Below are 25,043 nucleotides of genomic sequence, written 5' to 3' on the forward strand. Positions count from 1 at the left end.
GGCAAGCCGCTACTGCAGCTCCTGCTCCAGCTGCTCCAGCAGGTCCAGCGGTTCGAGCTCGACCCCCTCCAGCTCACTATTCCAGTTGATGCCTACCAGCAGTACGTCGTCGTGCATTCCGGTGAGCCAGTCGTCCATGAACTCTTCCAGGTCGACGGCCACCGTGCGGTAGCCCGCCCAGTCATCGGCGATATGGATTTCCGCGAATTCCCGCTGGGACCAGAAAGGCATCACATCGGTGTCGGGATGCCGCTCTGATGCACACAGTGCAAATCCCTCCTCGCCCTCGAGGGACCAGACACACCCTTGCGCCGCCGCCTCCGGCAGGAAGCGTGCGCAATTGTCCTCGAAATCATCGCTCAGGGGTTCGACTTGCATGGCTGCGGCACCTTGGAATTCGATCGCAGTTTACGCCAGTTTCGCTGCGGGCACCAAAGACAACGCACGCGCAGGTCCGGCTATTTTCCCGCCGGCATTCACAGCACCAATTGGTGGCCGTTATCACGCAGCCAGCGCCGCAGCTCCCGGTAGTCGGGGCAGGCGCTGGCCACCAGCTGCCAGAAAGCCCGGCTGTGGTTGTGATGGCGCAGGTGGCAGACTTCGTGCGCAACCAGGTAATCCACCACCGCCTCCGGGGCCAGGCACACCAGCCAGTTGTATTGCAGTTCACCGCGCAGGGTGCAGTGCCCCCACTTGCTGCGGGTACGCCGCACCCGCACTGAACTGAACGCCAGTCCCAGCCGCCCTGCCAGTTCCGTCGAGCGCCGGGTGAGCAGCGCCAGCGCCTCGCGCTGGTAGAGACGCTGCAATGCCGCCCTCAGCTGCGCCTCATCCGGCTCACGATAGCGGGTATAGAGCCGGATGGCGTGGCCATCGATGCCGGCTTCTGCCGCGCGCGCCACACGCAGCAACGGCAGCTGCCGCCCCAGCCACGGGAAATATTCGCCAAAGGCAAAGCGGTGCTGCGGAATCTCGGCCGCGCGCTGGCGCGCCCTTAACAACTGGGTGCGAACCCAGTGGATGTTTTCCTGCAGGAAACGGTGGCCGTGGCGTGCGGCACAGCGCTCGGGGATCCGCACCTCCACGCCCGAGTCGGCCATCACCAGCCCCAGCCGCTTGCGCCGTGGAGAGCGCACCAGCCGATAGGGCACCTCCTCGAACTCAAACTGCCCCGCCTCGTTCATCACTCGCCGTGCGCCACCACCGCCATGGTGATCCGGGAGATGCAACTCAGCTTCCCGCCGGCTTCCGTAATGCGGATCTCCCACACCTGGCTGCGGCGGCCGATATGGATCGGCCGCGCGGTGCCGGTCACTATCCCCTCGGGGACCGGACGCAGGTGGTTGGCGTTGATCTCCTGGCCCACGCAGTAATACTTCTCCCCATCCACCACCATGTTGGCGGCAATGGAGCCCAGGGTCTCGGCGAGCACCACGCTCGCGCCACCGTGCAGGATACCCATGGGCTGTCGCGTGCGCTGGTCTACGGGCATGGTGGCCTGGAGGTAATCGTCACCGATCTCGCTGATCTCGACCCCCAGGTGGCCCGGCATACAGCTGCCGGACATTTCATTCAGTTCCGCCAGCGTCGCCGTGCGGTGCCAGATATTCATTCAGACTCCTCAGTGCCAGAAGTTTACGCGCGGTGCGCCGAATCGATGCAGCTCCAGGTCGAGTATGCGCAGCTCGCGCACCAGGCTGCGGCGGCGCAGGTTCAGCACCCGGGCCTCCTCCTCGCTCTCCGCCGAATGCAGGGCTGCGCGCACGGCGAACAGCTCGTCCTGCAGGCGATCGTAACGGTATGCCAGCTGCTGGTATTGCTGCTCCACCCGGTAGAGTTGCAGCCCGCGACGGTACTCCGTCATAAACTGGTCTGCATTGGGGCCGGTACAGACGCCAGCGTAATCACGGCCCCGGCGGCCCTCACGGAAGCCGTTTTCCGGTGTGCAGTACTCCTCCACCCCCTCCTCGTGGCCGCGCAACCAGGCGTCGCTGTCCACGCGTAACCCGTGCGCCTGGCACGCCTGCGCTATCTCGTAGACGGTGGACTGCGCGACACCGCGCTGGCCGCCCGCCACGCCCTGCTCGTACCAGTTGCCGGCCCGGCACTGGTCCTCGGAGATCACCGCGCAACCGGAAAACAGGGCAGCTGCGGCGATGGCGGCGAAAACGGGCAGGCGCCTCAGTGTCTGCATAACGGGTCTCGCTGTGGAAATCCGGCGGGATCAGCCGAACCGGCTGTCCGCCACGAACGGATTGGTTTGCCGCTCGTGACCGAAGGTGGACATGGGACCATGGCCGGGAATAAACCGAACATCGTCCCCCAGCGGCCAGAGCTTTTCGGTAATGGAGCGGATCAGGGTGTCGTGGTCCCCACGGGGAAAATCCGTGCGGCCGATGGAACCGGCAAAGAGGACATCCCCCACCAGCGCCAGCTTGCCGGGACGATGGAAGAAGATCACGTGGCCCGGGGTGTGGCCGGGGCAGTGGTGCACTTCCAGGGACTCATTGCCCACTGTGACCGTGTCCCCCTGCTCCAGCCAGCGATCCGGGGAGAAAGTCTCGACCGGGGGGAAACCGAACATCTGGGTCTGGACCGGCAGCTGCTCGATCCAGAAGGCATCCTCGCGATGTGGCCCCTCGATGGGCAGCTGCAGTTGCGCGGCCAGCGCAGCGGTGCCCCCAACATGGTCCAGGTGGCCGTGGGTAAGGAGGATCTTCTCCAGTTTCAGGCCCCGCTCTTCCACCGCCGCCAGGATGCGCTCGATGTCGCCGCCCGGGTCCACAACCGCTGCGCGCTTGCTGTCCTCACACCAGAGCAGGGTACAGTTCTGCTGGAAGGGAGTGACCGGTACGGTATGAAACTGCAGGGACATAGGGTTAACCACCAACTAGTAAATCAGCCGTCATTATACAGGGGCAGCCGTGCGATTCAGTGGCCGCGGGGATCAGGCCGGGGCCTCGGCAGCCCCCCGCGCCGGTACGGGCCGCCCGCCCGTGCGCTGCAACAGTGCCCGCAGGTCCTGCAACAGCTGTTCCTGCACCGTCTCGCTGTCCCAATAGCCCTGGTGGGCCACCAGTTGGGGGCCCAACTGGGCCGCGCCCGCGTCGGCCAGCGGGCTGGTCTCGTAATCGCGATACACCGACTGGTTGTAGGAGGGGCTAAGTGGCTTGAGCGGCCAGCCGAACAGGTCGTCCGGGTGATAGAAATTCTTCCAGCGAAAGTTGTAACCGCGGGTGTCGGAAGTGACCGCCTGGATCTGCTCCCGCGGCAGGGCCGCTGTCCACAGGGGCATCGTCGGCCCCAGCGTGTACCAGTAACTGAGTGTTTTCAGGCGCAGGAACAGGTCGCGCGCGGAGCCCTTGTGCACACCGCGTGGGCCGCCGTCGCGCCAGATACCGTGGCCGATGGTGGGCCGCTGCGCATCCCAGAGGTAGTTGGACAGGCTGGTGCAACCCGCGGAGTGACTGAGCAGGACCACCGGCGCCGTATCACCGGCGGCGGCCGCGGCGCGTTCCAGGGTGCCGTAAATGGCCTGCTGGCTCTTGTCGTAGTTGCCGTCGCGCTGTTGCGCCGTGGAAAACTGGGCGGCACTCTCGGCCATGCCAAACAGCATGAAACGGCGGGCGCGGAGGAAATCCAGGTCGCGCTTCTGCATGCCCTCGAACACGCGGTCAATGTTGGTATGCAGGTGGTCGTGGCAGGGAATGGTGTCGCAGTGCACCCTGGCCCAGTCCTCTCCCAGGCCCCGGCGCAGGGCTTCGAACAGCGGCTGGGCGAAGGCCCCGTCCGCGGTACCCATACCCGGCGCCGCCAGTATGACGATATCGCTCATGTTTGCCCCTGATTGTTTTTTAGTTGTTGTTATGCATGTGCCGGCGCGACGGCCTCGCTCAATATCCATCTGCAGGCAAGGATACCGGATCCCAGCCTGTACCAGCGTCCCTCAACCGGCCAACACACGAAGCTACCATCTGGTCACTGTTTTGCAAGAAAACTTGATGGTCGTCCTCCCCCGGCAGGGGGGATGTCACCGCCCGGTAGCCATGTAAAGCTCATCGTGCATAATTACGCCTGTATAAAAACCACTCAACGGGCCCGAACACTGCGATGCTTTTAGCCTCCAAATACAGCCTGCCGGATTGCCCGGAGCACACCCTTGCGCGGCCGCGCCTGCTCTCGCTGCTGGACCAGGGCGATATCGATCAGGTAGTCCTGGTCACCGCGCCGGCGGGCTATGGCAAGACCACTCTCGTCTCCTCCTGGGCGGCCGCCCAGGACAGCCCGGTGGCCTGGTTCTCCCTGGATTCCGGCGACAACGAGCCCGGCCAGTTCTGCCGCTATCTCGTCGAAAGCGTGCACCGCGCCACCGGCAACGGCGTGCCCGAAACCCACAACCTGGTCGCGGCCCAGCAACGCCCGGAACCGTCAGTGGTCATCAGCCAGCTGCTGGCCGAGCTGCGCGGCCTGCCCAGCGAGCTGCGCATCGTGCTCGACGATTACCACCAGATTGACAGCGAGGCGGTGCACGACATCACCCGCTTCCTGCTCCGCCATGCCCCGACCGGTATCGGCGTGGTACTTACCAGCCGCAGCCAACCCCCACTCGGCCTCGCCACGCTGCGGGTCCAGGGTCGGCTGCTGGAACTGGACAGCGAGGAGCTCGCGCTGAATGTGGAAGAGACCTCCGCACTGCTGCAACAGCGCCTGCCGTTTCCACTGGACAGTGACCGCATCGGGCAGCTCCACCAGTTAAGCGAAGGCTGGCCGCCGGCCGTGCAGCTGTTCGCGCTGTCCGTGCGCAACGCCGAGGAAGTGGACCGCTACCTGGGCGAGCTGGAACAGGGCCACAGCCACATTCTGGACTACCTGGCAGAGGAGGTACTGGAACGGCTGGACCCGCAATTGCGCGAGCTGCTGGCCTGCACCTCCATCCTCACCCGCGTGAACGCCACCCTCGCTGAACGGCTCAGCGGGCTCGAAAACGGCCAGCAACTGCTGGAGGAAACTGCCCGCCGCGGCCTGTTCCTGCAGGCGCAGGACTCCAGCCGCCAGTGGTTCCGCTACCACCCGGTTTTCGCCCGCTTCCTGCAGCGCCAGCTGACGGAGAGATCCCGGCTACAGGCGCTGCATCGCATCGCCAGCGATACCTGGCTCGAGCTGGGCCAGCCGCTGGAGGCCCTCCGCCATGCGCTGGCTGCGGAGGATACCGAGCGCCTGCAGCAGTTGCTGTACGTGCAGGGAGAACAGTTCCTGCGCGAGGGCCAGATACGCGTACTGAACGACTGCCTCACCTGGCTCGGCAACGACAAACTGCGACGCAACGCCCGCTTCACCCTGATTGCAGCGAAACTGGCGCGGGACAACTTCGAATACGACCAGTGCGAGAAAGTGCTGTCTGCGGCAGAGAGCTGGCTGCAGCGCGAGGACCCGCAACAGTGGCGACAGTTCGAGGGCGCCTTCGCCACCGTGCGCGCGCAGGCTGCAGTAGCACGGGGCCAGACCCTGGTCGCCAAGGAATACGCCGAGGAGGCGCTCGAGCTGCTGGCCCCCGATCAGCACGGCGAGCGCATTGCCGCCCTGCTGGTGGTGGGCGAGACCAGCTTTTGCCTGGGGGCGCTGGGTGAGGCTGTCGACCACATGCGGGAAGTCGAGACCCTGGCACTGGCAGAACAAGACTATCCCAGTGCCGCCTGGGCCATCTGCCAGCAGACCGAGATCGCCATCGCCCAGGGACTGCTGAAGAAGGCCGCGGTGCTCCAGCAGCGGGCGCAACGACTGGTGGAAGAGCGCCACCTGGCCGGCCTGCCCATCTCCGAATTTATCTGCCGGCTGGGCGGCCAGCTGGAATGGGAGGACTGCCGCCTCGAGGAAGCGGCTGCCTCTGCCCGGCGGGGCATGCAGATCAATCGCAAGGCCGGTGAGCGCTGGCTGTTGCAGGAATATACCCTGTTGCTGAAAGTGGCGCAGGCCCGCGGGGAGCGGGATGAATCCCTGGAATGGCTGTCGCGAATCAACCGCCTGCTGGCAGGCGAGCGCTACCATCGCGACTGGGTTGCCAATGCCGATGCCGCGCGACTGCGCGCCTGGCGGGCCCTCGACGACCAGCAGGCTATCGCCACCTGGCTGGAACAGGCCCAGCCGGTGGCGGATCGCCCCACCAACCACTTCGAGCAGTGCCACGGCCGCAACCACGTGCGCGCCCTGATCGAGCTGCACCGCTGGTCGGATGCCAACCGGCTGCTGAGTCGCCTGCAACAGGTCGCCCGTGAGTGCGGCCTGGTCACCGATTGCCTGCGCAACCTGGTACTGGAAGCCCACCTGCTGTGGCTGCGGGAGCAACGCGATGCGGCCATCCAGACCATGCGGGAAGCGCTGGCCATTGCCGTCGAGCGGGATTTTCGCGCCAGTTTCCTGCAGATCGGCAAGCCACTGATCGTGATCCTGAAGGCCGCCATCGACAGCGGTCTCGAGGAGGGCGAGCTGGACAAGGCCCATGAGCTGATCCGCCTCGCACAGCAGCAGCCGGAGCTGGACGGCGGCATCCGCATCGAGCTGGATGAGACCATCATCCGCGAGATCCTCGAGAGTGATGCGGTGCCCGACTTCCTGCGCCATTCGCCCCTCACCCCGCGGGAGTGGCAGGTCCTCAACGCCATCCACTCGGGCCTGTCCAACGAGCGCATCGCGCGTCACTTCAAGGTGGCCCCCAGCACCATCAAGACGCACATCCGCAGCCTGTACCAGAAGCTCGACGTGCAGGACCGCCAGGAAGCCATTGCCCTGGCGGAACAGATGCTGCGCTCGGTACAGGACCAGCCCGCTGATAGCGACCCGGCTCACTCCTGACTTTCCTCCGCCCTCCTCCCCCACATGGGGAGGAGGCGTCCCATGCGGGGCGCCGTCATACTGAGCCTATCCTATTAAGTGACTATCCGACGGGCAGTAGTTATGAGTGGCAGCAATACCGAGTGGTGGCGCAACAGCGTCATCTACCAGATCTACCCACGCAGTTTCTGCGACGCCAATGGCGACGGGATCGGTGACCTGGCAGGTATAACCAGCAAGCTCGACTATGTGCAGTCACTCGGTGTGGACGCCATCTGGATTTCACCCTTTTTCAAGTCGCCAATGGCGGACTTCGGCTATGACGTTTCGGACTACCGGGACGTGGACCCGATCTTCGGCAACCTGGGGGATTTCGATGAGCTCATCGAGGCCGCCCACGCCCGCGGCCTGAAGGTCATCATCGACCAGATCCTCAGCCATTCCTCCGACCAGCATCCCTGGTTCCAGGAGAGCCGCTCCAGCCGCTCCAACCCCAAAGCGGGCTGGTATGTCTGGGCCGACCCAAAGCCGGACGGCAGCGTGCCCAATAACTGGATGTCCAACTTCGGCGGCAGCGCATGGCGCTGGTGCACCCGCCGCCGCCAGTACTACCTGACCAATTTCCTGAAAGAGCAGCCCGACCTGAACCTGCACAACCCGGAGGTCCAGGAACAGCTGCTGGCCGACCTGAAGTTCTGGCTCGAGCGCGGGGTGGACGGATTCCGCCTGGACGCCATCAACCACGCGTTTCACAACCAGTCACTGCGCGACAACCCGGCGCGGCCCCTGCAGCTGGACGAGAATGGCCTGCCGCCGGTCAATACCTACCAGTACCAGTGGCACATCCACGACAAGTCGCAGCCGGAAAACCTGCTTTTCCTGCAGCGCGTGCGCAAGCTGCTGGACCAGTATCCGGACACAGTGACTGTGGGTGAAGTGGGTGACGACAACACCCACAAGATCATGGCCGAGTACACCACCGAAGACCGCCTGCATATGGCCTATTCCTTCGACCTGCTGGCGGAGGACTGCAGCGCCGGGTTCCTGCGCGAGACGCTGCGCAAGAACCGCCAGGTCATCGAGGAGGGCTGGCCCTGCTGGTCGATCAGCAACCACGACGTGCCGCGCCCCATGACCCGCTGGAACAGGGAATTTGACCGCGAGCAGGCCGCTGCACGCGTGCCGCTGTTCCTTCTCACCCAGCTGTGCCTGCGCGGCAGCGTATGTCTTTACCAGGGCGAGGAACTGGGGCTGGAGGAAGCCGAGATCGCCTTCGAGGACCTGCAGGATCCCTACGGCATCAACCTGTGGCCGGAATTCAAGGGTCGCGATGGCTGCCGCACGCCCATGCCCTGGTTCAACCACGGCGAGGTCAATGCCGGGTTCTCCAGGGCCAGGCCCTGGTTGCCGGTACCGGAAGAGCATCGCAACAAGGCGGTGAGCGTGCAGGAAGACGACCAGCACTCCATCCTCAATCGCTTTCGCGCCCTGTTGCAGTGGCATCGCGAATGGCCGGGCCTGGCCAGCGCTGAACAGCAAGTCGTAGACACCGGCGACGAGCTGCTGGTTTTCTACCGCCGCACCGCAACCGAGGAATTCCTGGTGGCCACTAATTACGGCCGCGAGGATGCCGAGCTGGCACTACCGGAGGAATTCTCCGGTGCGCGCGATATCACTCCCCACAACTTCGCTGGCGAGGTTACCGGAACCAGTATCCGGCTGCCGCTGGCCGGCGCGCGGGTGTTACACCGCAAGAGGAATCAGCACGGCGGTTAATCAACAATTTCGCTGATCGGCCGCGGCGGCAACACCTTGCGCCCCGGGCTGCCTCCCCCAACAAGTGCGTTTCTCTCGTCACTTGCACTGCCATGGATGGCACCTGTTGACATCTCTCTTCGCCGGCCCCGGGCCGGCTTTTTTATGCCTGCGTACTACCCGCACACTGGACGCGACGGCGCGAGCGCGTCAGTCGTCCCGCTTGCGACTGAGGACCTCAAAGGACTGGCCCAGCCTGATCTCCCAGCTGTCCTTGCCATCACAACTGGCTCCTACCACCTTGAAACCGTAGTCCTTTACGCGGATGCGGCCATCCTCACAGTTGACCGCCGCCAGCGCTGCACGCACTCGCGCTTTCTCCTCTTCGGTGGGTTCGCGTTCCGCCGCGGCGGCAAACGGCACCAGGAGGATAAAAACCGACAACGCCAGGAATACCTTTTTCATTCATCACACCCCTTCGGAATTTTGTCAGCGGGCCAGTGGGCGTGGCCGGACCCAGAACCAGCAGAAAACCACCAGTGCCCCAAACCCGGTATAGCACAGGATAAATACCCAGTCCGGAATCCGGTAATAGAGAATCCTGCCCAGCCAGTGGGAAATAAAACTGCCCGCATATACGGTATCACCGGCGCGCTCACGCAGGGCCATCTCCCAGATGGTAAGCGGGCAAATCGCCCCTAGCCAGGACTGCAGCACCACTATCACGATGGCTATAAGGTGCGCCAGGCGGAACCAGGGATTGCGCACCCAGGACCAGGCGCGCAGTTTCCCGGCGACGATGCAGAGGAGACCACAAATAACAAAGGCGACGAACACCACATGTGTGACCAGAATTGCATCCGCGGCCAGGGCATAAAGCACTTCCGCTTTCATATCACCGTCCACCTTTCCCAGAGGGTTTAACCAAGGCACTTGCCCGTCTCGCCGCCGTCGAGCGGAATCGGCAGCCCCGCTTTTTCGACCTGGTAATAGACGGATATGATTCGCCAGTGGCCTTTGTCCAGGTACAGCTGGATACTATTTACCCCGGTAAACTCTGCGGCTGCGCCTCTCGCGGTGCGGGACTCCACTACGCTGTAGACCGTCGCGAAGCGATCATAGGAGTTGACCCGCCGCGCAACCTCACACTCGTAAAACCCCTTTTCCCCAATGCGATCGATTCGCTGTATGAAATCGGCCGCAGTCATCACTGAAAATTCCGGTTTGCCCTCACGGTAACGCGCGCCGAACACCATCGCCTCCGGGTGGAATACACGCTGCAACGTGCCGATGTCGGGCCTTTCGCCCGGCTCGCGCGACAGCGCCTGCCAGAAACCGGATACGACACTCCCCGGCGAGGAAGTTGTCGCATACGACGCCAGCGGTATCAAAAGCAACAGAAAAATATACGCTCTCATCAAAAGCTCCTCGAAAGCTCGCGGGATAAATCCGGCGGTGGTGTCACGCGGGCGACACTCAACCGGGTGTCAGGCCGTCCGCTTTGCATAAGCATGGCCGCGGGCGAACCCGCCAGCGGAATCATTAGGCCCTATCTTACCCCGAGCGCCATCACATTGCCGCGCGCCACTGCCCGGCTGCCGGATGCCCGCCGGGCAGCTATGCCTTCTCTCTCTATAGCGATCGCGCCTAATACCCAATCGGTTTAATAAGGTGCCAGGCCCTCACCCTACCATCCAAGCCACTTGTTCGCGGTTTTTCCGCCAGAGCCCTGTCCGCGGCAGAGACCAGGAGACACTGGTCGCCGCCTGGGGAAATCCAAGACCTGTCGTCGCGCCTGCCGGACGTGCAGGATCCCTTTACCTCGCGGAGGTACGCGCGGCGGGTTCGTCTCGCAGATGCAGTAGATTGCAAGAGAGGTGCGCAATGCAGAGCCGTTTTTCACTGCTAAAACGATCGTCACTTGCCGCGTTGCTGGTATTCAGTAGCGCTTCTCTGGTAACAGAAGTAGCAGAGGGTGCCGATTATCGCGATCCAAACAACCTGCCTCCGCACGTACGCAGCTACTACAACTCGCAAGGCCAGCACAACTCGTACGGCCGCCCCGGCTACAATTCGCGCTATTACAGCAGGTCACCCTACGGGGGTTACGGCGCCCAGCAATACACGGGCAGGTCCTGGTGGCGTCACGAGGTTAGCGGTGGTGCACCTAAAATTGTGATCGATCTCAGCGAACAGAGGGCCTATTTTTATAAGGGCGGTAAGCTGGCAGGCGTTTCGCCTGTATCCACCGGCAAGGCCGGGCACAGGACGCCCACTGGCAACTTCCGCATCTCGGAAAAGAAATACAACCACCGCTCTAACCTTTATGGCCACTATGTAAGTAGAAGTGGTTATGTATTGCGCAGCAATGTGGACGTCCGTCGTCACCGCAAACCGCCCGGCTCGATATTTCGCGGTGCGTCAATGGACTTCATGATGCGGATCAACGGGGCGGTGACCATGCACGCGGGCTATGTACCGGGCTACCCGGCTTCCCATGGCTGCATCCGCCTGCCCTGGCATATGGCAAAGATCTTCTTTAACAACGCGTCCGTGGGTACCAAGGTTTCCGTAGTACCGTAACGAACAGTACCGTAACGAACTGGCACCAAAGAAGCAGAAAGGGCGAACCCGTGTTCGCCCTTTCTGCTTTATACGGGGTCTTTCAGGCCCGCTTTCTCGCCAGACTCCATCCGCACAAAGTAATCGTGCGCGGCCCGGTTTACGTACTTCGCCAGCAAAAGAGTCGACGTCATGGTGGGAACCGCCATCACTGCGTACATGCCGATAATGATGCTGTTGACTGCATTCAGCGAAGCCACGGCACCAATCGCGATCAGCGAGATGTAGATGGCGGTATACAACCACTGCAACCGGGGCCCGAACAGGAACACGAAACACTTCACGCCGTAATACCAGAAAGTGACGATAGTGCTGAAAGCCAGCGGCAGCACCATCAGCAGTAACAGCACCGGCCCCCAGTGGCCAAACACCTGCGAGAAGGCCTCTGCCGTGAGCGACACCCCCTCGATACCCTCGCCATGCTGCCAGACACCGGTGAGCAGGATCACCAGTGCGGTACAGGTGCAGACCACCAGGGTATCGACAATGGGGCCCACCATGGCCACCACGCCCTCGCGGATTGGCTCGGTGGTCTTGGCCGCGCCGTGGGCCAGGGATTCCGTGCCGATGCCAGCCTCGTTGGAGAAGGCCCCGCGACTGATGCCGGTGGCGATCACCGCCCCCAGCGCGCCGCCGGCCACCGCCCGCCCGGAGAAGGCATCGGTCACGATCAGCCACAGTGCCGCCGGGACTTCCTGCCAGAAATAACCGATCACGATAAAGGTCAGCGCCAGGTAAAACAGCACCATGCCCGGCACGACCATTACGGCAAACTTGCCGATGCGCTGGATACGCCCGGCAATTACCACCGCCGCAGCGATGGCGAGCACCACGCCGATGGCAAAATCGAACCAAAGCGAACCATCTTCGCCCACCACGCCCAGCGGCACGGCGAAGGATTCCCGCAGCAATTGCACCGTCTGGTTTGACTGGAACACCGGCAGCATGCCGCACAAGCCCGCCACCGCAAACAGCAGGGCCAGCGGCATCCAGCGCTTGCCCAGCCCCTCGCGGATCACATACATGGGTCCGCCCTGCAGCTCACCGGCCGCGTCCCGGCCGCGGTACATCACCGCGAGGGTGGCGGTGTAAAACTTGGTGGCCACCCCCACCAGGGCGGTAACCCACATCCAGAAGACGGCTCCCGGCCCGCCGGTGCTGATGGCAATGGCCACCCCGGCAATATTGCCCAGGCCCAGGGTCCCGGAAAGGGCAGTGGACAGGGCCTGGCGGTGCGGCACCTGGCCGGGATCATCGGGGTTGTCATACTTGCCACGCAGCAGGTCGATGCTATGGCCCAGGTGGCGGTATGGCCGGCCGCGAGAAACCACCAGCAGGTAAAGGCCGCCGCCCACGAGCAGGACCAGCAGGGGCGTCCCCCAGACAAAGGAAGCAAATGCGGCCAGCGCCGCATCGAGGGATTGCAGGAATTCCATGGAGGATTCGATCAGTGGTTGGTGTACCGGGGAGTCTATGAAGCGCGATGCCTGCTTGTCAAAACGGTCCGCAGTGAGGAGGGGGGCATACTCACCCAGGGCCACAATAAAAAGCCCCTCGGCGAGGGGCCCTCTTATCAGGCAACAACCGGTTCCGGCTCCAGCTCATCCACCACAATCTCGGGCTCGCGTACGAAAAATACCGAAATCGCGCCGAAGATCATAAAAACACCGGCCAACACGATGATATAGATGGCCTGGTTACCAAATACGCCGTGCAATATCGGGCCCGCCACCAGGGCCGAGAGGATCTGCGGTGCGGCGATGGTGAAATTGAAGATCCCCATGTACACGCCGGTCTTGCTGGCCGGCAGGGAGTCGGACAGGATCGAATAGGGCATGGCCAGGATCGCAGCCCAGGCGATACCGATGCCCGCCATTGGCAACAGCAGCCCGAGTGCACCGCTGGGCACCGTAACCTCTGTAATCAGCAGGTTGACCCGGGTCAGCTCGCCGCCCTGGAACAGCAGGAAGCTGATATAACCCAGGCCGCCCAGCAGCAACGACAGCGCATAGGTGGGCTTGCGACCCAGCGCGCGGGCTATGCGGGTCAGCGCTATCGAGAATATGGCAGCGAACAGCGAGTAGGCGGCGAAGATAATTCCCACCCAGTCGCCGGCGGCACCCTTGGCCGCGGCAATGTGTTCAGGTATCTGGCCCACAGTGGCCAGGTAGTCGTGGTCGAACCACCTGGCGTCCACACCCCAGACATGCTGGGTGATGGCCGGGGTGGTGTAGACCCACATGATGAACAGGGCAAACCAGGAAAAGAACTGCACCACCGCCAGCTGGCGCATGGTCTTCGGCATATTGAACAGCAGCGTCAGGAAACCGCCGAGCCGCTGAAACAGTGACTTGCGCTCGGCCAGCTCCCGCGCCAGCTGCTCCGCGTCGATACCCTTGTACGCGTTGTATTCTTCCGGGGCGTACTCACGGGTGCGGAACACGGTCCACAGCACACTGCCGAGCAACACGGTTGCACCGATATAGAAGGCCCAGATCACTGACGGCGCCACCTGCCCCGCCTGCGCGGTGTTTTCCAGCCCGATCACGTTGGTCAGGATAAACGGCAGCATGGAGCCAAGCACCGCGCCGATATTGATCAGCAGCGACTGGACGGAGTAACCCAGGGTGCGCTGTTCGGACGGCACCATATCGGACACCAGTGCCCGGAATGGTTGCATGGTCACATTGAAGGCCGCATCCATCAGCGCCAGCATCACCCCGCCGAAGAGGATCGGCGCCACGAAGGCCACCACGATTCCTGCATTGGGCATAAACGCCATGCCCACAGCCGCGGCCATGGCACCGAACAGGATATACGGGTTGCGGCGGCCAAAGCGGCTCCAGGTGCGGTCGGAGGCAGAACCCACGATCGGCTGTACGATCAGGCCCATCAGGGGCGCAACAATCCAGAACAGCGACAGCGAATGGAGGTCGGCCCCAAGGTCGGACAGGATGCGGCTGGCATTGGCATTCTGCAGGGCAAAGCCGAACTGCACACCGAGGAACCCGAGGCTCACATTCCACACCTGCCAGAAGGGTAACTTGGGCTGTTTCATCATCATCTCTGCGAGTTTCTTTATCTTTATGGGGGCGGGCACGTCGGGGAGCGGCCCTCTCTATATGGCTTACGGGATCATGGCACGGGGACGGTGGCCGGCCATCCTCCCCCTTCGGGGGAGTAGACTGGCGGATGATCGCCACGACGGACAGGCCCAGCGAGTTTGTGACCCGTAATCCCGGCTCGGTTTCGTCGGGGCTGCGACGGTGCCCTCCCCCTGTCGGGAGGGGGATCTCCCGAAGCACCGCTTCCTGCAGAATACGTGGTGGAGATTTGTACGACCCCCCGGGAGGAATACGGTAATGAAGCACTTACTCGCACTGGTGCTGTTGCTCGCTGCGGGCGGAGCAAGCGCAGCCCCCGCAACAACCCCGGATCGTATCGAGCCACCATTCTGGTGGCCGGGCATGAAAGAGCCGGACCTCCAGCTGATGCTGCACGGGGAGGCTATTGGCAACCTGCAGGCGGCCGTGGACTATCCGGGCGTGGAGGTAGTGGGTACCGAGTCCACCGCCAACCCCAACTACCTGTTTATCAACCTGCGCCTGGCCCCCGATGTGAAGCCGGGCACCTTCCCCATCCAGCTCCTCGAGAACGGCACCCGCCGCAGCGCCTTCGATTACCAGCTGCGCGCCCGTACCGCCCCGCCGCGCGGCCAGCGTGGTTTTGACAGCACGGATGCAATTTACCTGGTCACTCCGGATCGCTTCGCCAACGGCGATGCCGGCAATGACATCGCTCCCGGCATGCAGGAAGGCCCGGACCGGGAGGCTCCAGGGGGCCGGCACGGCGGGGATATCGCCGGCATGCGCGCGGCCCTCGAGTACATCGCCAATATGGGGTTCACCGCTATCTGGCCCAATCCGCTGCTGGAAAACAACCAGCCTGCCTACTCCTATCACGGCTACTCCGCCACGGATCACTATCGCATCGACCCACGCTTCGGCAGCAACGAGGAGTATCGGGAATTTGTCGCCGCCGCTGGGGAGAAGGGGATCGGCGTGATCCAGGATGTAGTGCTGAACCATATCGGCGACGGCCACTGGTGGATGACCGACCTGCCCGACACGAGCTGGCTCAACGGTGCCGGAACGGGCAGGGGTGAGTACGCGATTACCAACCACAGCCGCTTCACCCCGGTGGACCCCCATGCCAGCGAGGCAGACCAACGCCTGTTTACCGAAGGCTGGTTCGTTGACTCGATGCCCGACCTTAACCAGCGCCATCCGCTGTTGGCCAACTACCTGATACAGAACACACTGTGGTGGATCGAGTACGCCGGCATCAGCGGCATCCGCGCCGACACCTACGCCTACTCCGACCCGGGCTTCCTGGAGAAGTGGGCCGGGCGTATCCGGCGGGAATACCCGGGCTTCAATATCGTGGGGGAGGAATGGACCCGCAACGCCGCCCTGGTGGCCCACTGGCAGCGCGGTGAACGTGAGCCGGCGACCGGCGGGCGCCTGCAAAGCATGATGGATTTTCCCCTGCACTACGCCTTGCGCGAGGGCCTGACCGAAAAGGAAAGCTGGAGCAGCGGACTGATCCGCCTCTACGAGGGGCTGGCCAACGACTTCCAGTACCCGAATCCCGAGCGGCTGGTGATCTTCGGCGGTAACCACGACACCAGCCGCCTTTTCAGCCAGTTAGGCGAAGATCTGGCCCTGTTCCGCATGGCGGTGGCCTACCTGGCCACCATGCGCGGCATCCCGCAGTTCTTCTACGGCGATGAGCTGCTGATGACGAGCCCCCGGCACCGCGCCGACGGTATCGTGCGCAGCGACTTTCCGGGCGGCTGGAACGGAGACAAGGCCAACGGTTTTACCGGCGCCGGCCTGACTGACTCCCAGCGTAAGGCGCAGGCATATGTCCGCGCACTTTTTCGCTGGCGCCGCACCCAGCCGGTCATCCACCGCGGCCAACTCACCCATTTCGCCCCGGTCGACGGACCTTATGTTTACTTCCGTCACGATAACGACAACGTTGTAATGGTGGCCATGAACAAGGGCGATAAACCTGCACCATTCAGGAAAGAGCGCTTCGCCGAGATAATTGGAGGGAAAAACCGCGGGGTGGATGTGGTTAGTGGTCGCGGCTACCAGCTGAATCACCTGCAGATCCCGCCGCGCGAAGTGATGGTACTGGAAATACAATAATGACCGGCCCGACGCCGGCATAGCAGCCTCGAGCCAAGGCAGAAATGATGATGAAGTTAAAAAAGACCCTGCAATTTTGTGCCCTCGCTGGCGCTATCGTGAGTAACAGCAGCGGCGCAACCGAGTCGCGCCATTACCTCGAGCACCGCCTCGAGGGGAATGCACTCACCATCGAGACTACTGATGGCGAAGTCACCCTGACCCCAATCAATGATGACTCGGTCGCCGTGCACTACCGACGCGAGGGCGTGAAGCAACTGCCCTCGTTCGCCCTGGCTGGTACCAGACGCGCCCCCGTTGAGACCAGTATCGAGGAGAGCGCAGGGCTGATCACCTACGACCTTGGTGACCTGCACGCGGTGATCCGCAAATCCCCGTTCGCCATCAGTTACCACCGCGACGGCGAGACCATCCTCAGCGAGGAAACAGGGTTCTTCGCCACCGAGACCATGCGCGGCTTCCGCTTTGCGCTGGCAGAGGGGGAAAAACTTCTGGGAGGTGGAGAGCGGGTGCTGGGCATGGACCGGCGCGGCAGGCGCCTGCCGCTGTATAACCGCGCCCATTACGGCTACACCACCGAGTCAGAACAGATGTACTTCAGCCTGCCGGCGGTGATGTCCAGCAACAAGTACATTCTGGCCTTCGACAACTCCGCCACGGGAGCCCTGGACCTGGGCGCGAGCGACGAGGATGTACTGCAATTCGAGGCGGTGGGCGGCCGCACCGCCTATATCGTCGCCACCGGCGACAACTACCCTGAGCTGGTCGAAAACTACGTTGACGCCACCGGGCGGCAACCCCTGCCACCGCGCTGGGCCCTGGGCAATTTCGCCTCGCGCTTCGGATATCACACCGAGGAAGAAGTACGCGAGACTGTGGAAAAGTTCGCCGATGAAGGTTTTCCCCTGGACGCAGTGGTACTTGACCTCTTCTGGTTCGGTCCCGATATCAAGGGGCATATGGGTAACCTTGCCTGGGACCGGGGGGCTTTTCCGCAACCCGAAGAAATGATGGCCGATTTCCGCGAGCGCGGAATCCAGACCATCCTGGTCACCGAGCCTTTTGTACTCACCAGTTCCGAGCGCTGGGACGAGGCGGTGGCCGCCGGCGCGCTGGCAAAAGACCTCGGCGGGAAGCCCATGCGTTTCGATTTCTACTTCGGCAACACCGGCCTGATCGACGTGTTTGATGAGCGCGGGCGCGACTGGTTCTGGAATATCTACGACGGCCTGCTGCAGCAGGGTGTCAGTGGCTGGTGGGGTGACCTGGGCGAGCCCGAGGTGCACCCGTCGGATACCGTTCACGCCATTGGTATGGCCGACGAGGTACACAACGCCTATGGCCACCGCTGGGCCCAGACCCTGTTTGAGAGACAGTCCGCTGCATATCCGGAGCGCCGGCCCTTCATCATGATGCGTGCCGGTTTCCCGGGCTCCCAGCGCTACGGCATGATTCCCTGGACGGGTGACGTGGCGCGCGAATGGGGCGGGCTAAAGCCACAGGTGGAACTGGCACTGTCCATGGGCCTGCTGGGTTTCGGCTATACCCACTCTGACCTGGGCGGCTTCGCCGGCGGCGAGGAGTTCGATCGCGAACTCTATATCCGCTGGCTGCAATACGGCGTTTTCCAGCCGGTCTACCGGCCCCACGCGCAAGAACATATTGCCTCCGAGCCGGTCTTTCACGACCGCACCACCCGGGATATCACCCGCGAGTACATCAAGCTGCGCTACCGGCTGCTGCCGTATAACTACACCCTGGCATTCGAGAACAGCCAGACGGGTATGCCGCTGATGCGACCGCTGTTCTTTGAGCCGGACAGCGACCCGGCGCTGATGGACTACAAGGATGCCTACCTGTGGGGCAACGACTTCCTGGTGGCGCCGGTCACCGGGGCGGGAATTGACGCGGTGGAATTACGTCTTCCCGGCGGCGTCTGGTTCAATTACTGGAACGATGACCAGCACAGCGGTGAAAAAGCCACGATCGATGTGAACCTGGAGACGATCCCGGTACTGGTCCGTGCGGGTGCGTTTATCCCCACGGTGGATGACATGGCGACCACCCGGGACTACTCAAGTGAGAACCTGACCCTGGACTACTATGCCCACCCGGCTTCTATTGAATCCAGTGGCTATGTCTATGAAGACGACGGACTCACCGTCAATGCGTTCGCGCGCGACCGCTACACCAGGCTGCACTTCAAGGCCGGGCGTAGCGCCGGGGGTATCCGCTTTGACTTCCGCCGTGACGGCGGCGGTTACCCGGGGGAACCGCAACAGCGTAATATGCACCTGAATATCCACAACTGGAGTCTGCAGCCATCGCAGGTCCGGGCAGCGGGTAAGGAAATTCCCGTGCTCGAAAGCAAGCGTGACTTCGAGCAGGCCAGCGAGGCTGCCTGGCTTGACCAACACGCGAACCAGTTACGGGTAAAATTCAAATGGGACCGGCAAGCTCTGTCTCTCGACGTCAGGCATTAAGCACAGCATCGTTTGGCTCACGGCGCCGTCTGGCACCGGGGAAACAATGCGGCACTACGATAACTAAAACCGGAAAACTACCCTGAGCAGATTGCATGAAACACCTGAATAAACTGATCGTAACCGCCCTGCTCGTCGCCGGCTGCACCAGCGAGAAACCGGATGCACCGGTAGAAGAGCCCGGAATAAAACCCAGCCACCCGCAGAAAGCGGTGATCTACCAGGCGCTGCCGCGGCTGTTCGGCAACACCACCGAAACCAACAGCCCCTGGGGCACCATCGAGGAAAATGGTGTGGGTAAGTTCAACGACTTCACCCCCAGGGCGCTGGGAAAAATCCGCGAACTGGGCGCCACCCACATCTGGTATACCGGTTCCCTGCACCACGCCCTGGTGCGCGATTACAGTGACTACGGCATCAGCATCGATGACCCCGACGTGATCAAGGGCCGCGCCGGTTCACCCTATGCCATCAAGGACTACTACAACGTGAACCCGGACCTGGCCGAAAACCCGGCACAACGTCTGCAGGAGTTCCGCCAGCTGATCGCGCGCAGCCACGACGCGGGGCTGAAGGTCATCATCGACATCGTGCCCAACCATGTCGCGCGGGCCTATGAGTCGACGACCAAGCCCGCCGGGATCCGGGACTTCGGCGCCGACGACGATACTTCAGTCGCCTATGCCCGCGACAATAATTTCTATTACGTTGTCGGTGAGGACTTCAGGGTCCCGGAGTCCCATGATTACCAGCCCCTGAACGGCGAGCCACACCCACTTGCTGATGGAGAGTTTGAGGAAAGCCCGGCCAAATGGACCGGCAACGGCGCCCGCACCGCACAGCCGGACATCAACGACTGGTATGAAACCGTCAAGATCAACTTCGGTGTACGCCCGGACGGCAGCAAGGATTTCCCCGAGCTGCCCGATGACTATGCGAAAAAAGACTACCGGGCCCACGCCGAGTTCTGGGCGGACAAGGACGTGCCCGACTCCTGGGAGAAGTTCCGCCATATCACCCATTACTGGCTGGACCTCGGTGTGGACGGTTTCCGCTATGACATGGCCGGCATGGTGCCGGTGGAGTTCTGGAGCTACCTGAATTCCTCCATCAAGATGAAAGCCCCTGACACCCTGCTGCTGGCCGAGATCTATACTCCCGAGCGCTACCGCGACTATATCCACCTGGGCAAGATGGATTATCTCTATGACAAGGTGGGCACCTACGACGCTATCCGCGCGGTGATCGAAGATAAAGGCAGCACCGACCGCGTGGCAGAAGTCCAGGCGGAATTGCAGGATATTGCCCCCCATATGCTGCACTTTATGGAAAACCACGACGAACAGCGCATCGCCAGCCCCGAATTCGCCGGCGATGACCGTATGGGTGTGCCGGCCATGGTGGTTTCCGCAACGGTCTCCGCCGCCCCTACCCTCCATTATTTCGGTCAGGAGTTCGGCGAGCCGGCACGCGAGGACGCCGGTTTCGGCAAAGCCAGCCGCACCACCATCTTCGACTACTGGTCGGTACCGAGCGTGCGACGCTGGGTGGACGGGGGCAGTTTCGATGGCGGCCGCCTGGCGGAATACGAAAAGGAGCTGCGTGACTTCTACCGCCGCCTGCTCAACTTCTCCACCGAGAGCGAGGCACTGCGCGGAGAGTTCATGGACCTGCACCCGCTGAACCGCACCGAGAAGAATGGCTATGGGGACAAGCACTACGCGTTTGCCCGCTGGGCCGGGGACGAGCGCCTGCTGGTGATGGCAAGCTTTGCCCGCAAACCTTCCAGTCCGGACCTCGGCATACCGGCCACCCTGATCCAGAAGTGGCAGCTGGCGGACGGTACCTACCCACTGGTGGACCAGCTGGATAAATCCCGCACCGCCAAGCTGGAGGTGCGGGACGGCGTGGGCCGGGTCAGGCTCGACCTCAAGCCGATGAGTGGTCACATATTCAGGGTGGGCGGCTGAGGCCTTCTCTGCTGCGGGCGGCCCGCTGCCGCCCGATTCAATTCCGCACGGGTTGATTTATCTCAAGTCCCCCACATCTCCCTACTGCATCATTCGATTCCAAGTTGGTCATGCTTGACCCCACGGCCGGGCCCTGCGGGCCGCACGACCGGCGGTGGCGAGCCCCGGCCTGCCAGTGGCAGGCTTGATCCGGCCGCGACACAGCGCCCCTGAATAACAAAATCGAGGAGAGATAAATGCAACAGCAAACCATATTCGTCGTCGTCGACCCCAATGACGATCAACATGTCGCCCTGGAGCGCGCGCTGGCCACCGCCCGCCTGCGCTCACCCCAACCGCGCCTGCTGGTGTTCGTCGCAGTGGATGGCGAAGCGGTGGATACCCGCGCAGTCAACGACCACCTGTTCCGTGACGAGCACTGGTTCCGCGAAGCCATTCGCGAACCCATTGCGGAGGCGGGCCTCGAGTGCGAGATCCAGGTGTGCTGGTCCAGCGACTGGCAGGGCGCCATCATCCAGGAATCCAAGCGCTGTAACGCCGAGATGATCTATCTGCCGGTCCATGCCAAGACCAGCCGGCGCTTCACCTTCGCCGAGTCCAAGTGGCAGGTACTCAAGGGCGCCCGCTGCCCGGTAGTGCTAATCCGCCCGGGGGCAAAGGCCCGGCGCAAGGTAGTCCTGGCCACGGTCAACTACCAGGCCAAAACCGCCAAGCAGCGCCAGCTCAACCGGCAAATCAGCGAGCGTGCGCGCTACATCGCCGCCAACTACGATGCAGAACTGCATCTGGTGAACGCCTACCTCGATTCCATGTTGTACCCTGACCGGGGCGCGCTGGCCAAGCTGGCTTCCAAGACCGGCGTGCCGGCCAACCGCATCCACGTCCATCGCGGTTACACCAGTGACGTGGTGGCCGCTGTCGCCGGTGAAATCGATGCGGATGTGGTAGTGATGGGCACCCTCAACCAGTACGGCGCCACGGGCACCCTGCTGCGCGGCAATACCGCCGAGCGGGTAATCGGCGAGCTGGACGTGGATGTAATGGTATGTAACGAATTCACTTTCACCGACAGCGAAAGCGCGGCAGCCGAAGCGGAGGAGGCTGCAGAGGCGACCACCTGAAGCAGGTTGCCTCTAGCCGCCGCGACAGCAGCGGCGGGATGCGGGCGGGCCTGTTTTACTGGCGCCCGCAGCCCGCACGGGCTGCTTCAGCCCCGGTCGACGGGGCCGAGCAGCACCATGTCAAACTCGCCGTCGACGGTCACCGCCCCGTCCTTCACTGTCAGCTGCTGGCCGGAATAAAAATCCCGGACCGCGGTACCGTCGGCAAAGATTCCACCAACGGCCACTTGCCTGGCGCCTGGTTCCAGGCCCAGGGCGACCACAACCGGCGCCTCACCCGGAAGTGTACGTGCAAACGTATAGGGCCGGTCCGCCAGTTTGCGGTGTTCGCCAGCACCAACAGAGAGGTGCGCCTGGCGGAACTGGCCGAGCTTCTGCCAGTGGGCCAGCAATTCCTGCGTGGCCGGCTTTTCCAGGTCCTCCCAGTTCATGGCGCTACGCAGCTGGGCATCCCCATTGGCGTCAGGAGCGTGCAACGGCCGGGCCAACTCATCTCCGTAATAGATCTGTGCCGCACCCGGCGCGAGCATCAGTTTGGTTGCGGCTTCCCGGGTACGCTGCCGCTCGCGGTCGAAGGAGTTCATATCATCGTGGGATGACAGGTAGTTGAGTACGCCCAGACCGTCCAGGGGCCCACCGTGCAGGTTTTCCGAATAGGTGGAGAACAGGCTCTCCCAGCCGTCATCGGCGCGCTGGGAGAAATCGAAGTTGATCAGGCTGTCGAATCCGTAGTTATAGAAGTCCACCTGTCGATCGCCGAAATCGTAATTGCGCCCACGGGTCACACCAAAATCATTGGCGCCAAAACCGTAGACCTCCCCCACCATAAAGAAGTCACGGTCGTCGAGTTTCTCCCGGGGATTTTCCGCTCGCCACTCCGCCAGGGCCCTGCTCGCCTCCTTTTCAAGCACCGCCCAGACCTCCGGCTCAACATGCTTGGTGGTGTCCACGCGGAATCCGTCCACCCCGTATTCCCGCACCCAGTCAGTGACCCATTTCACCAGGTAGTACTTTGGCGCGCGCGGGTATCCGGTGCGCGCGAAGAAGGCATCGAGCTCCGCCAGCTCCTGTTCGAGCCGGCCCTCGCGCTGCCACTTTTCCAGCAGCTGTGGCGGCAGCTCGACCGGTTCTTCGCTCTCGGTGCGGATGTCCGGCAGGTTATCGACAAGCGTACAGCTCACGGTGCCGGCAAAACCGGACCAGTCACACACAGGATCGGGGCGCACCCAGGACTGCGGTGCCAGCAGGTCTTGCCCGGTGACGGGCCCGGTGTGGTTGATCACCACGTCCAGCAGCACACGGATACCCCTGCTCCGGGCCTTTCCTATAAGCTCCGCCAGCTCGGCTTCGGTACCGAAGTTACGGTCAACCGCGGTCCAGTCTCTCGGCCAGTAGCCATGGTAGGCATAAGTGCGGCCTGTGCCCTCATCGGTGGCACCTTGTATTTGCTCATGCACGGGTGACATCCAGATGGCGTCGACCCCGAGATCATTGAAGTAACCGGCCTCCAGCTTCTCTATCACCCCCCGCAGGTCACCACCCATAAAGCCACGCAGGGGCGCGGCGTCATCTTCGCGGCCGTATGCCAGGTCATTGTCAGGGTTGCCATTGGCAAAGCGGTCGGGCAGCAGGAAATATACGGTGGCATTGCGCCAGAAGGGGTCCACCTGCTGGCTTTCACCCGCCTGATACTGTTCTTCCACCTGCTCTGTCTCCGGCCCACAACCGGCCAGCAGGGCCACGCCTGCCAGTACGCACGCTAACTTCTTCTTTATCATCGCTCGATCCGCAGCCATTGTTCGTAATTGTCTCTGCTTAAACCGTCACTCTAGCGCGCCGGCAAACCGCTGCCTCCCCCCGGCTCGGGGCGTAGCCGCAGCGGCGTATAGCTGTGGCAGAATCACGGCCAGTAACCCGCAACGGAGCCCCCATGCACCCCAATTCAGCATCCGGCAACCGGCTATTGCTCCTCGCAGGCCTGTACCTGCTCTCTGTACTGGTCACAATGTCCGCCGTAGCAGCGGACGCGGACAAAGTGCCCGTCCCCGGTACCGCGACCGCAAATGTGCGGGTCCTGCCGGCAATGCAGATGGAACGCCTGGCGCGTGAGCGGACCGTCCGCCTGTACCTGCCACCCGGATACGAAGGCGGCGACAGGCGCTATCCGGTCCTGTACATGCACGATGGCCAGAACCTGTTCGATGACGCAACTGCCTACGCCGGCGAGTGGGGCGTGGATGAAACCCTGAACCGGCTGGCAGCTGAGCGCGGTCTCGACCTGATCGTGGTGGGGATAGACCACGGTGGCGAACACCGTATTCACGAACTGACTCCCTTCGACCACCCCAAATACGCCGCGGCAGAGGGTGAGGCCTACCTGGAATTCGTGGTTCACCAGCTTAAACCCTATATTGACGGGCACTTCCGCACACTGGCCGGCCGGGAGCACACGGCCATTATGGGAAGCTCCCTGGGCGGCCTGATCTCGCACTATGCCATGCTGCGCTACCCCCAGGTATTCTCCCGGGCGGCGATTTTCTCCCCCGCCTATTGGATCGCCCCGCCCATCCACCGGATGGCCGAAAACCGGCAGGGCGAGTTCCCTGCGCGAATGTACCTGCTGATGGGCGGCGCCGAGGGAGAGGAGATGCTCGAGGGCTACCGGGCCATGAAGGCCCTTCTCTCCCGGAAAATGCCCGCGACCTCCTGGCATGCAAGCCTCGTGGATGGCGCCGCACATAATGAGGGTTTCTGGCGGACCCAATTTGCGCCGGCCGTGACCTGGCTGTTCGATCAACCCGCCCGCCAAGACGAGACCGGGGCCGAGTAGCCGGCCTCGATCGGCACGTTGTAACTCCCACCCGGCGAGCATACCTTTGGCCTTACGGCCAGCGCCGCGCGTTTGCAGCGCGCCGTTTTCCCCACTCGCGGGAATCGGTACGAAACTGCGCCTTGCACCTGCTGTCTGAAGTTTTATGCTCATACCTGAGCCATTGTTAGGCTGCTGGTGCAGCGGCCTCTTCAACTCAATAAGCGCCAGCTCTCCGC

Annotated in this window: 20 protein-coding genes; 8 read left to right on the forward strand and 12 right to left on the reverse strand. The window is 62.8% G+C overall.

Features of this window, described 5'->3' with window-relative positions:
- Positions 1-9: 9 nt before the first annotated feature.
- The 6 genes from BLT26_RS06640 to BLT26_RS06665 form a co-directional block, all read right to left on the reverse strand.
- Positions 10-378, reverse strand: coding sequence for a DUF2750 domain-containing protein (locus BLT26_RS06640; protein WP_091510544.1), 369 nt, complete (start codon positions 376-378; stop codon positions 10-12).
- Between the two features lie 98 nt (positions 379-476).
- The gene (locus tag BLT26_RS06645) at positions 477-1,229 is read right to left on the reverse strand and encodes a M48 family metallopeptidase (RefSeq protein WP_245720620.1); all 753 of its coding nucleotides are present in this window, start codon (positions 1,227-1,229) and stop codon (positions 477-479) included.
- Complete coding sequence (locus BLT26_RS06650) at positions 1,184-1,612, reverse strand: hotdog fold thioesterase (protein ID WP_091510550.1); 429 nt, start codon at positions 1,610-1,612, stop codon at positions 1,184-1,186. The genes BLT26_RS06645 and BLT26_RS06650 overlap by 46 nt, the downstream gene beginning before the upstream one ends.
- Positions 1,613-1,621: 9 nt before the next feature.
- The gene (locus BLT26_RS06655; RefSeq protein WP_091510553.1) at positions 1,622-2,194 is read right to left on the reverse strand and encodes a DUF2799 domain-containing protein; all 573 of its coding nucleotides are present in this window, start codon (positions 2,192-2,194) and stop codon (positions 1,622-1,624) included.
- 30 nt (positions 2,195-2,224) lie between these two features.
- Positions 2,225-2,875, reverse strand: coding sequence for an MBL fold metallo-hydrolase (locus tag BLT26_RS06660; RefSeq protein WP_091510556.1), 651 nt, complete (start codon positions 2,873-2,875; stop codon positions 2,225-2,227).
- A gap of 72 nt (positions 2,876-2,947) precedes the next feature.
- Positions 2,948-3,835 carry a hypothetical protein gene (locus BLT26_RS06665; protein WP_091510559.1) on the reverse strand — a complete coding sequence of 296 codons (888 nt, stop codon included), beginning with the start codon at positions 3,833-3,835 and terminating at the stop codon, positions 2,948-2,950.
- A gap of 275 nt (positions 3,836-4,110) precedes the next feature.
- Here BLT26_RS06665 and malT point away from each other — a divergent pair, with 275 nt between their 5' ends.
- On the forward strand, positions 4,111-6,849 hold the full coding sequence (gene malT, locus BLT26_RS06670; protein ID WP_091510562.1) for an HTH-type transcriptional regulator MalT: 2,739 nt from the start codon (positions 4,111-4,113) through the stop codon (positions 6,847-6,849).
- Positions 6,850-6,951: 102 nt separating this feature from the next.
- Positions 6,952-8,604 carry an alpha-amylase family glycosyl hydrolase gene (locus BLT26_RS06675; RefSeq protein WP_091510564.1) on the forward strand — a complete coding sequence of 551 codons (1,653 nt, stop codon included), beginning with the start codon at positions 6,952-6,954 and terminating at the stop codon, positions 8,602-8,604.
- A 189-nt stretch (positions 8,605-8,793) separates the two neighbouring features.
- Here BLT26_RS06675 and BLT26_RS06680 read toward each other — a convergent pair whose 3' ends face one another.
- From BLT26_RS06680 to BLT26_RS06690, 3 genes are read right to left on the reverse strand one after another with little or no spacing between them, the layout of a single operon-like run.
- A complete protein-coding gene (locus BLT26_RS06680; protein WP_091510567.1) occupies positions 8,794-9,048 on the reverse strand; it encodes a hypothetical protein in 255 nt (84 codons plus the stop codon).
- Between the two features lie 24 nt (positions 9,049-9,072).
- Entirely contained in the window at positions 9,073-9,477 is a 405-nt protein-coding gene (locus tag BLT26_RS06685) for a DUF2784 domain-containing protein (RefSeq protein WP_091511125.1), read from the reverse strand.
- Positions 9,478-9,503: 26 nt separating this feature from the next.
- On the reverse strand, positions 9,504-10,001 hold the full coding sequence (locus tag BLT26_RS06690) for a nuclear transport factor 2 family protein (RefSeq protein WP_139169420.1): 498 nt from the start codon (positions 9,999-10,001) through the stop codon (positions 9,504-9,506).
- A gap of 466 nt (positions 10,002-10,467) precedes the next feature.
- Here BLT26_RS06690 and BLT26_RS16605 point away from each other — a divergent pair, with 466 nt between their 5' ends.
- Entirely contained in the window at positions 10,468-11,166 is a 699-nt protein-coding gene (locus BLT26_RS16605) for a L,D-transpeptidase family protein (RefSeq protein ID WP_245720621.1), read from the forward strand.
- A 68-nt stretch (positions 11,167-11,234) separates the two neighbouring features.
- On the opposite strand, the gene BLT26_RS06700 is transcribed toward BLT26_RS16605, so the two are convergent.
- Together BLT26_RS06700 and BLT26_RS06705 are read right to left on the reverse strand one after the other, a co-directional pair.
- Positions 11,235-12,641, reverse strand: coding sequence for an alanine/glycine:cation symporter family protein (locus tag BLT26_RS06700; RefSeq protein WP_091511130.1), 1,407 nt, complete (start codon positions 12,639-12,641; stop codon positions 11,235-11,237).
- A gap of 137 nt (positions 12,642-12,778) precedes the next feature.
- The gene (locus BLT26_RS06705; RefSeq protein WP_091510573.1) at positions 12,779-14,269 is read right to left on the reverse strand and encodes an MFS transporter; all 1,491 of its coding nucleotides are present in this window, start codon (positions 14,267-14,269) and stop codon (positions 12,779-12,781) included.
- 298 nt (positions 14,270-14,567) lie between these two features.
- On the opposite strand from BLT26_RS06705, the gene BLT26_RS06710 reads away from it, so the two are divergent.
- The 4 genes from BLT26_RS06710 (at position 14,568) to BLT26_RS06725 (ending at position 21,995) form a co-directional block, all read left to right on the forward strand.
- Entirely contained in the window at positions 14,568-16,421 is a 1,854-nt protein-coding gene (locus BLT26_RS06710) for a glycoside hydrolase family 13 protein (protein WP_091510576.1), read from the forward strand.
- A gap of 47 nt (positions 16,422-16,468) precedes the next feature.
- Complete coding sequence (locus BLT26_RS06715; RefSeq protein ID WP_091511135.1) at positions 16,469-18,904, forward strand: glycoside hydrolase family 31 protein; 2,436 nt, start codon at positions 16,469-16,471, stop codon at positions 18,902-18,904.
- A gap of 95 nt (positions 18,905-18,999) precedes the next feature.
- Entirely contained in the window at positions 19,000-20,874 is a 1,875-nt protein-coding gene (locus BLT26_RS06720; RefSeq protein ID WP_091510579.1) for an alpha-amylase family protein, read from the forward strand.
- 236 nt (positions 20,875-21,110) lie between these two features.
- Positions 21,111-21,995 (forward strand): universal stress protein, encoded by an 885-nt coding sequence (locus BLT26_RS06725; RefSeq protein WP_091510582.1) that lies wholly within the window; start codon positions 21,111-21,113, stop codon positions 21,993-21,995.
- An 86-nt stretch (positions 21,996-22,081) separates the two neighbouring features.
- Here the strand turns inward: BLT26_RS06725 and BLT26_RS06730 are convergent, their stop codons facing one another.
- On the reverse strand, positions 22,082-23,773 hold the full coding sequence (locus BLT26_RS06730) for an alpha-amylase family glycosyl hydrolase (protein ID WP_091510586.1): 1,692 nt from the start codon (positions 23,771-23,773) through the stop codon (positions 22,082-22,084).
- Positions 23,774-23,925: 152 nt separating this feature from the next.
- Here BLT26_RS06730 and BLT26_RS06735 point away from each other — a divergent pair, with 152 nt between their 5' ends.
- On the forward strand, positions 23,926-24,825 hold the full coding sequence (locus BLT26_RS06735; protein WP_217631387.1) for an alpha/beta hydrolase: 900 nt from the start codon (positions 23,926-23,928) through the stop codon (positions 24,823-24,825).
- The last annotated feature ends 218 nt before the right edge of the window (positions 24,826-25,043 follow it).

This window comes from Microbulbifer yueqingensis, from assembly GCF_900100355.1.
Classification (GTDB): Bacteria; Pseudomonadota; Gammaproteobacteria; order Pseudomonadales; family Cellvibrionaceae; genus Microbulbifer; species Microbulbifer yueqingensis.

Coding starts and splice junctions, on each gene's coding strand:
- BLT26_RS06640 (WP_091510544.1), bottom strand. CDS start 378: ATGCAAGTCGAACCCCTGAGCGATGATTTCGAGGACAATTGCGCACGC.
- BLT26_RS06650 (WP_091510550.1), bottom strand. CDS start 1,612: ATGAATATCTGGCACCGCACGGCGACGCTGGCGGAACTGAATGAAATG.
- BLT26_RS06655 (WP_091510553.1), bottom strand. CDS start 2,194: ATGCAGACACTGAGGCGCCTGCCCGTTTTCGCCGCCATCGCCGCAGCT.
- BLT26_RS06660 (WP_091510556.1), bottom strand. CDS start 2,875: ATGTCCCTGCAGTTTCATACCGTACCGGTCACTCCCTTCCAGCAGAAC.
- BLT26_RS06665 (WP_091510559.1), bottom strand. CDS start 3,835: ATGAGCGATATCGTCATACTGGCGGCGCCGGGTATGGGTACCGCGGAC.
- malT (WP_091510562.1), top strand. CDS start 4,111: ATGCTTTTAGCCTCCAAATACAGCCTGCCGGATTGCCCGGAGCACACC.
- BLT26_RS06675 (WP_091510564.1), top strand. CDS start 6,952: ATGAGTGGCAGCAATACCGAGTGGTGGCGCAACAGCGTCATCTACCAG.
- BLT26_RS06680 (WP_091510567.1), bottom strand. CDS start 9,048: ATGAAAAAGGTATTCCTGGCGTTGTCGGTTTTTATCCTCCTGGTGCCG.
- BLT26_RS06685 (WP_091511125.1), bottom strand. CDS start 9,477: ATGAAAGCGGAAGTGCTTTATGCCCTGGCCGCGGATGCAATTCTGGTC.
- BLT26_RS06690 (WP_139169420.1), bottom strand. CDS start 10,001: ATGAGAGCGTATATTTTTCTGTTGCTTTTGATACCGCTGGCGTCGTAT.
- BLT26_RS16605 (WP_245720621.1), top strand. CDS start 10,468: ATGCAGAGCCGTTTTTCACTGCTAAAACGATCGTCACTTGCCGCGTTG.
- BLT26_RS06700 (WP_091511130.1), bottom strand. CDS start 12,641: ATGGAATTCCTGCAATCCCTCGATGCGGCGCTGGCCGCATTTGCTTCC.
- BLT26_RS06705 (WP_091510573.1), bottom strand. CDS start 14,269: ATGATGATGAAACAGCCCAAGTTACCCTTCTGGCAGGTGTGGAATGTG.
- BLT26_RS06710 (WP_091510576.1), top strand. CDS start 14,568: ATGAAGCACTTACTCGCACTGGTGCTGTTGCTCGCTGCGGGCGGAGCA.
- BLT26_RS06715 (WP_091511135.1), top strand. CDS start 16,469: ATGATGAAGTTAAAAAAGACCCTGCAATTTTGTGCCCTCGCTGGCGCT.
- BLT26_RS06720 (WP_091510579.1), top strand. CDS start 19,000: ATGAAACACCTGAATAAACTGATCGTAACCGCCCTGCTCGTCGCCGGC.
- BLT26_RS06725 (WP_091510582.1), top strand. CDS start 21,111: ATGCAACAGCAAACCATATTCGTCGTCGTCGACCCCAATGACGATCAA.
- BLT26_RS06730 (WP_091510586.1), bottom strand. CDS start 23,773: ATGATAAAGAAGAAGTTAGCGTGCGTACTGGCAGGCGTGGCCCTGCTG.
- BLT26_RS06735 (WP_217631387.1), top strand. CDS start 23,926: ATGCACCCCAATTCAGCATCCGGCAACCGGCTATTGCTCCTCGCAGGC.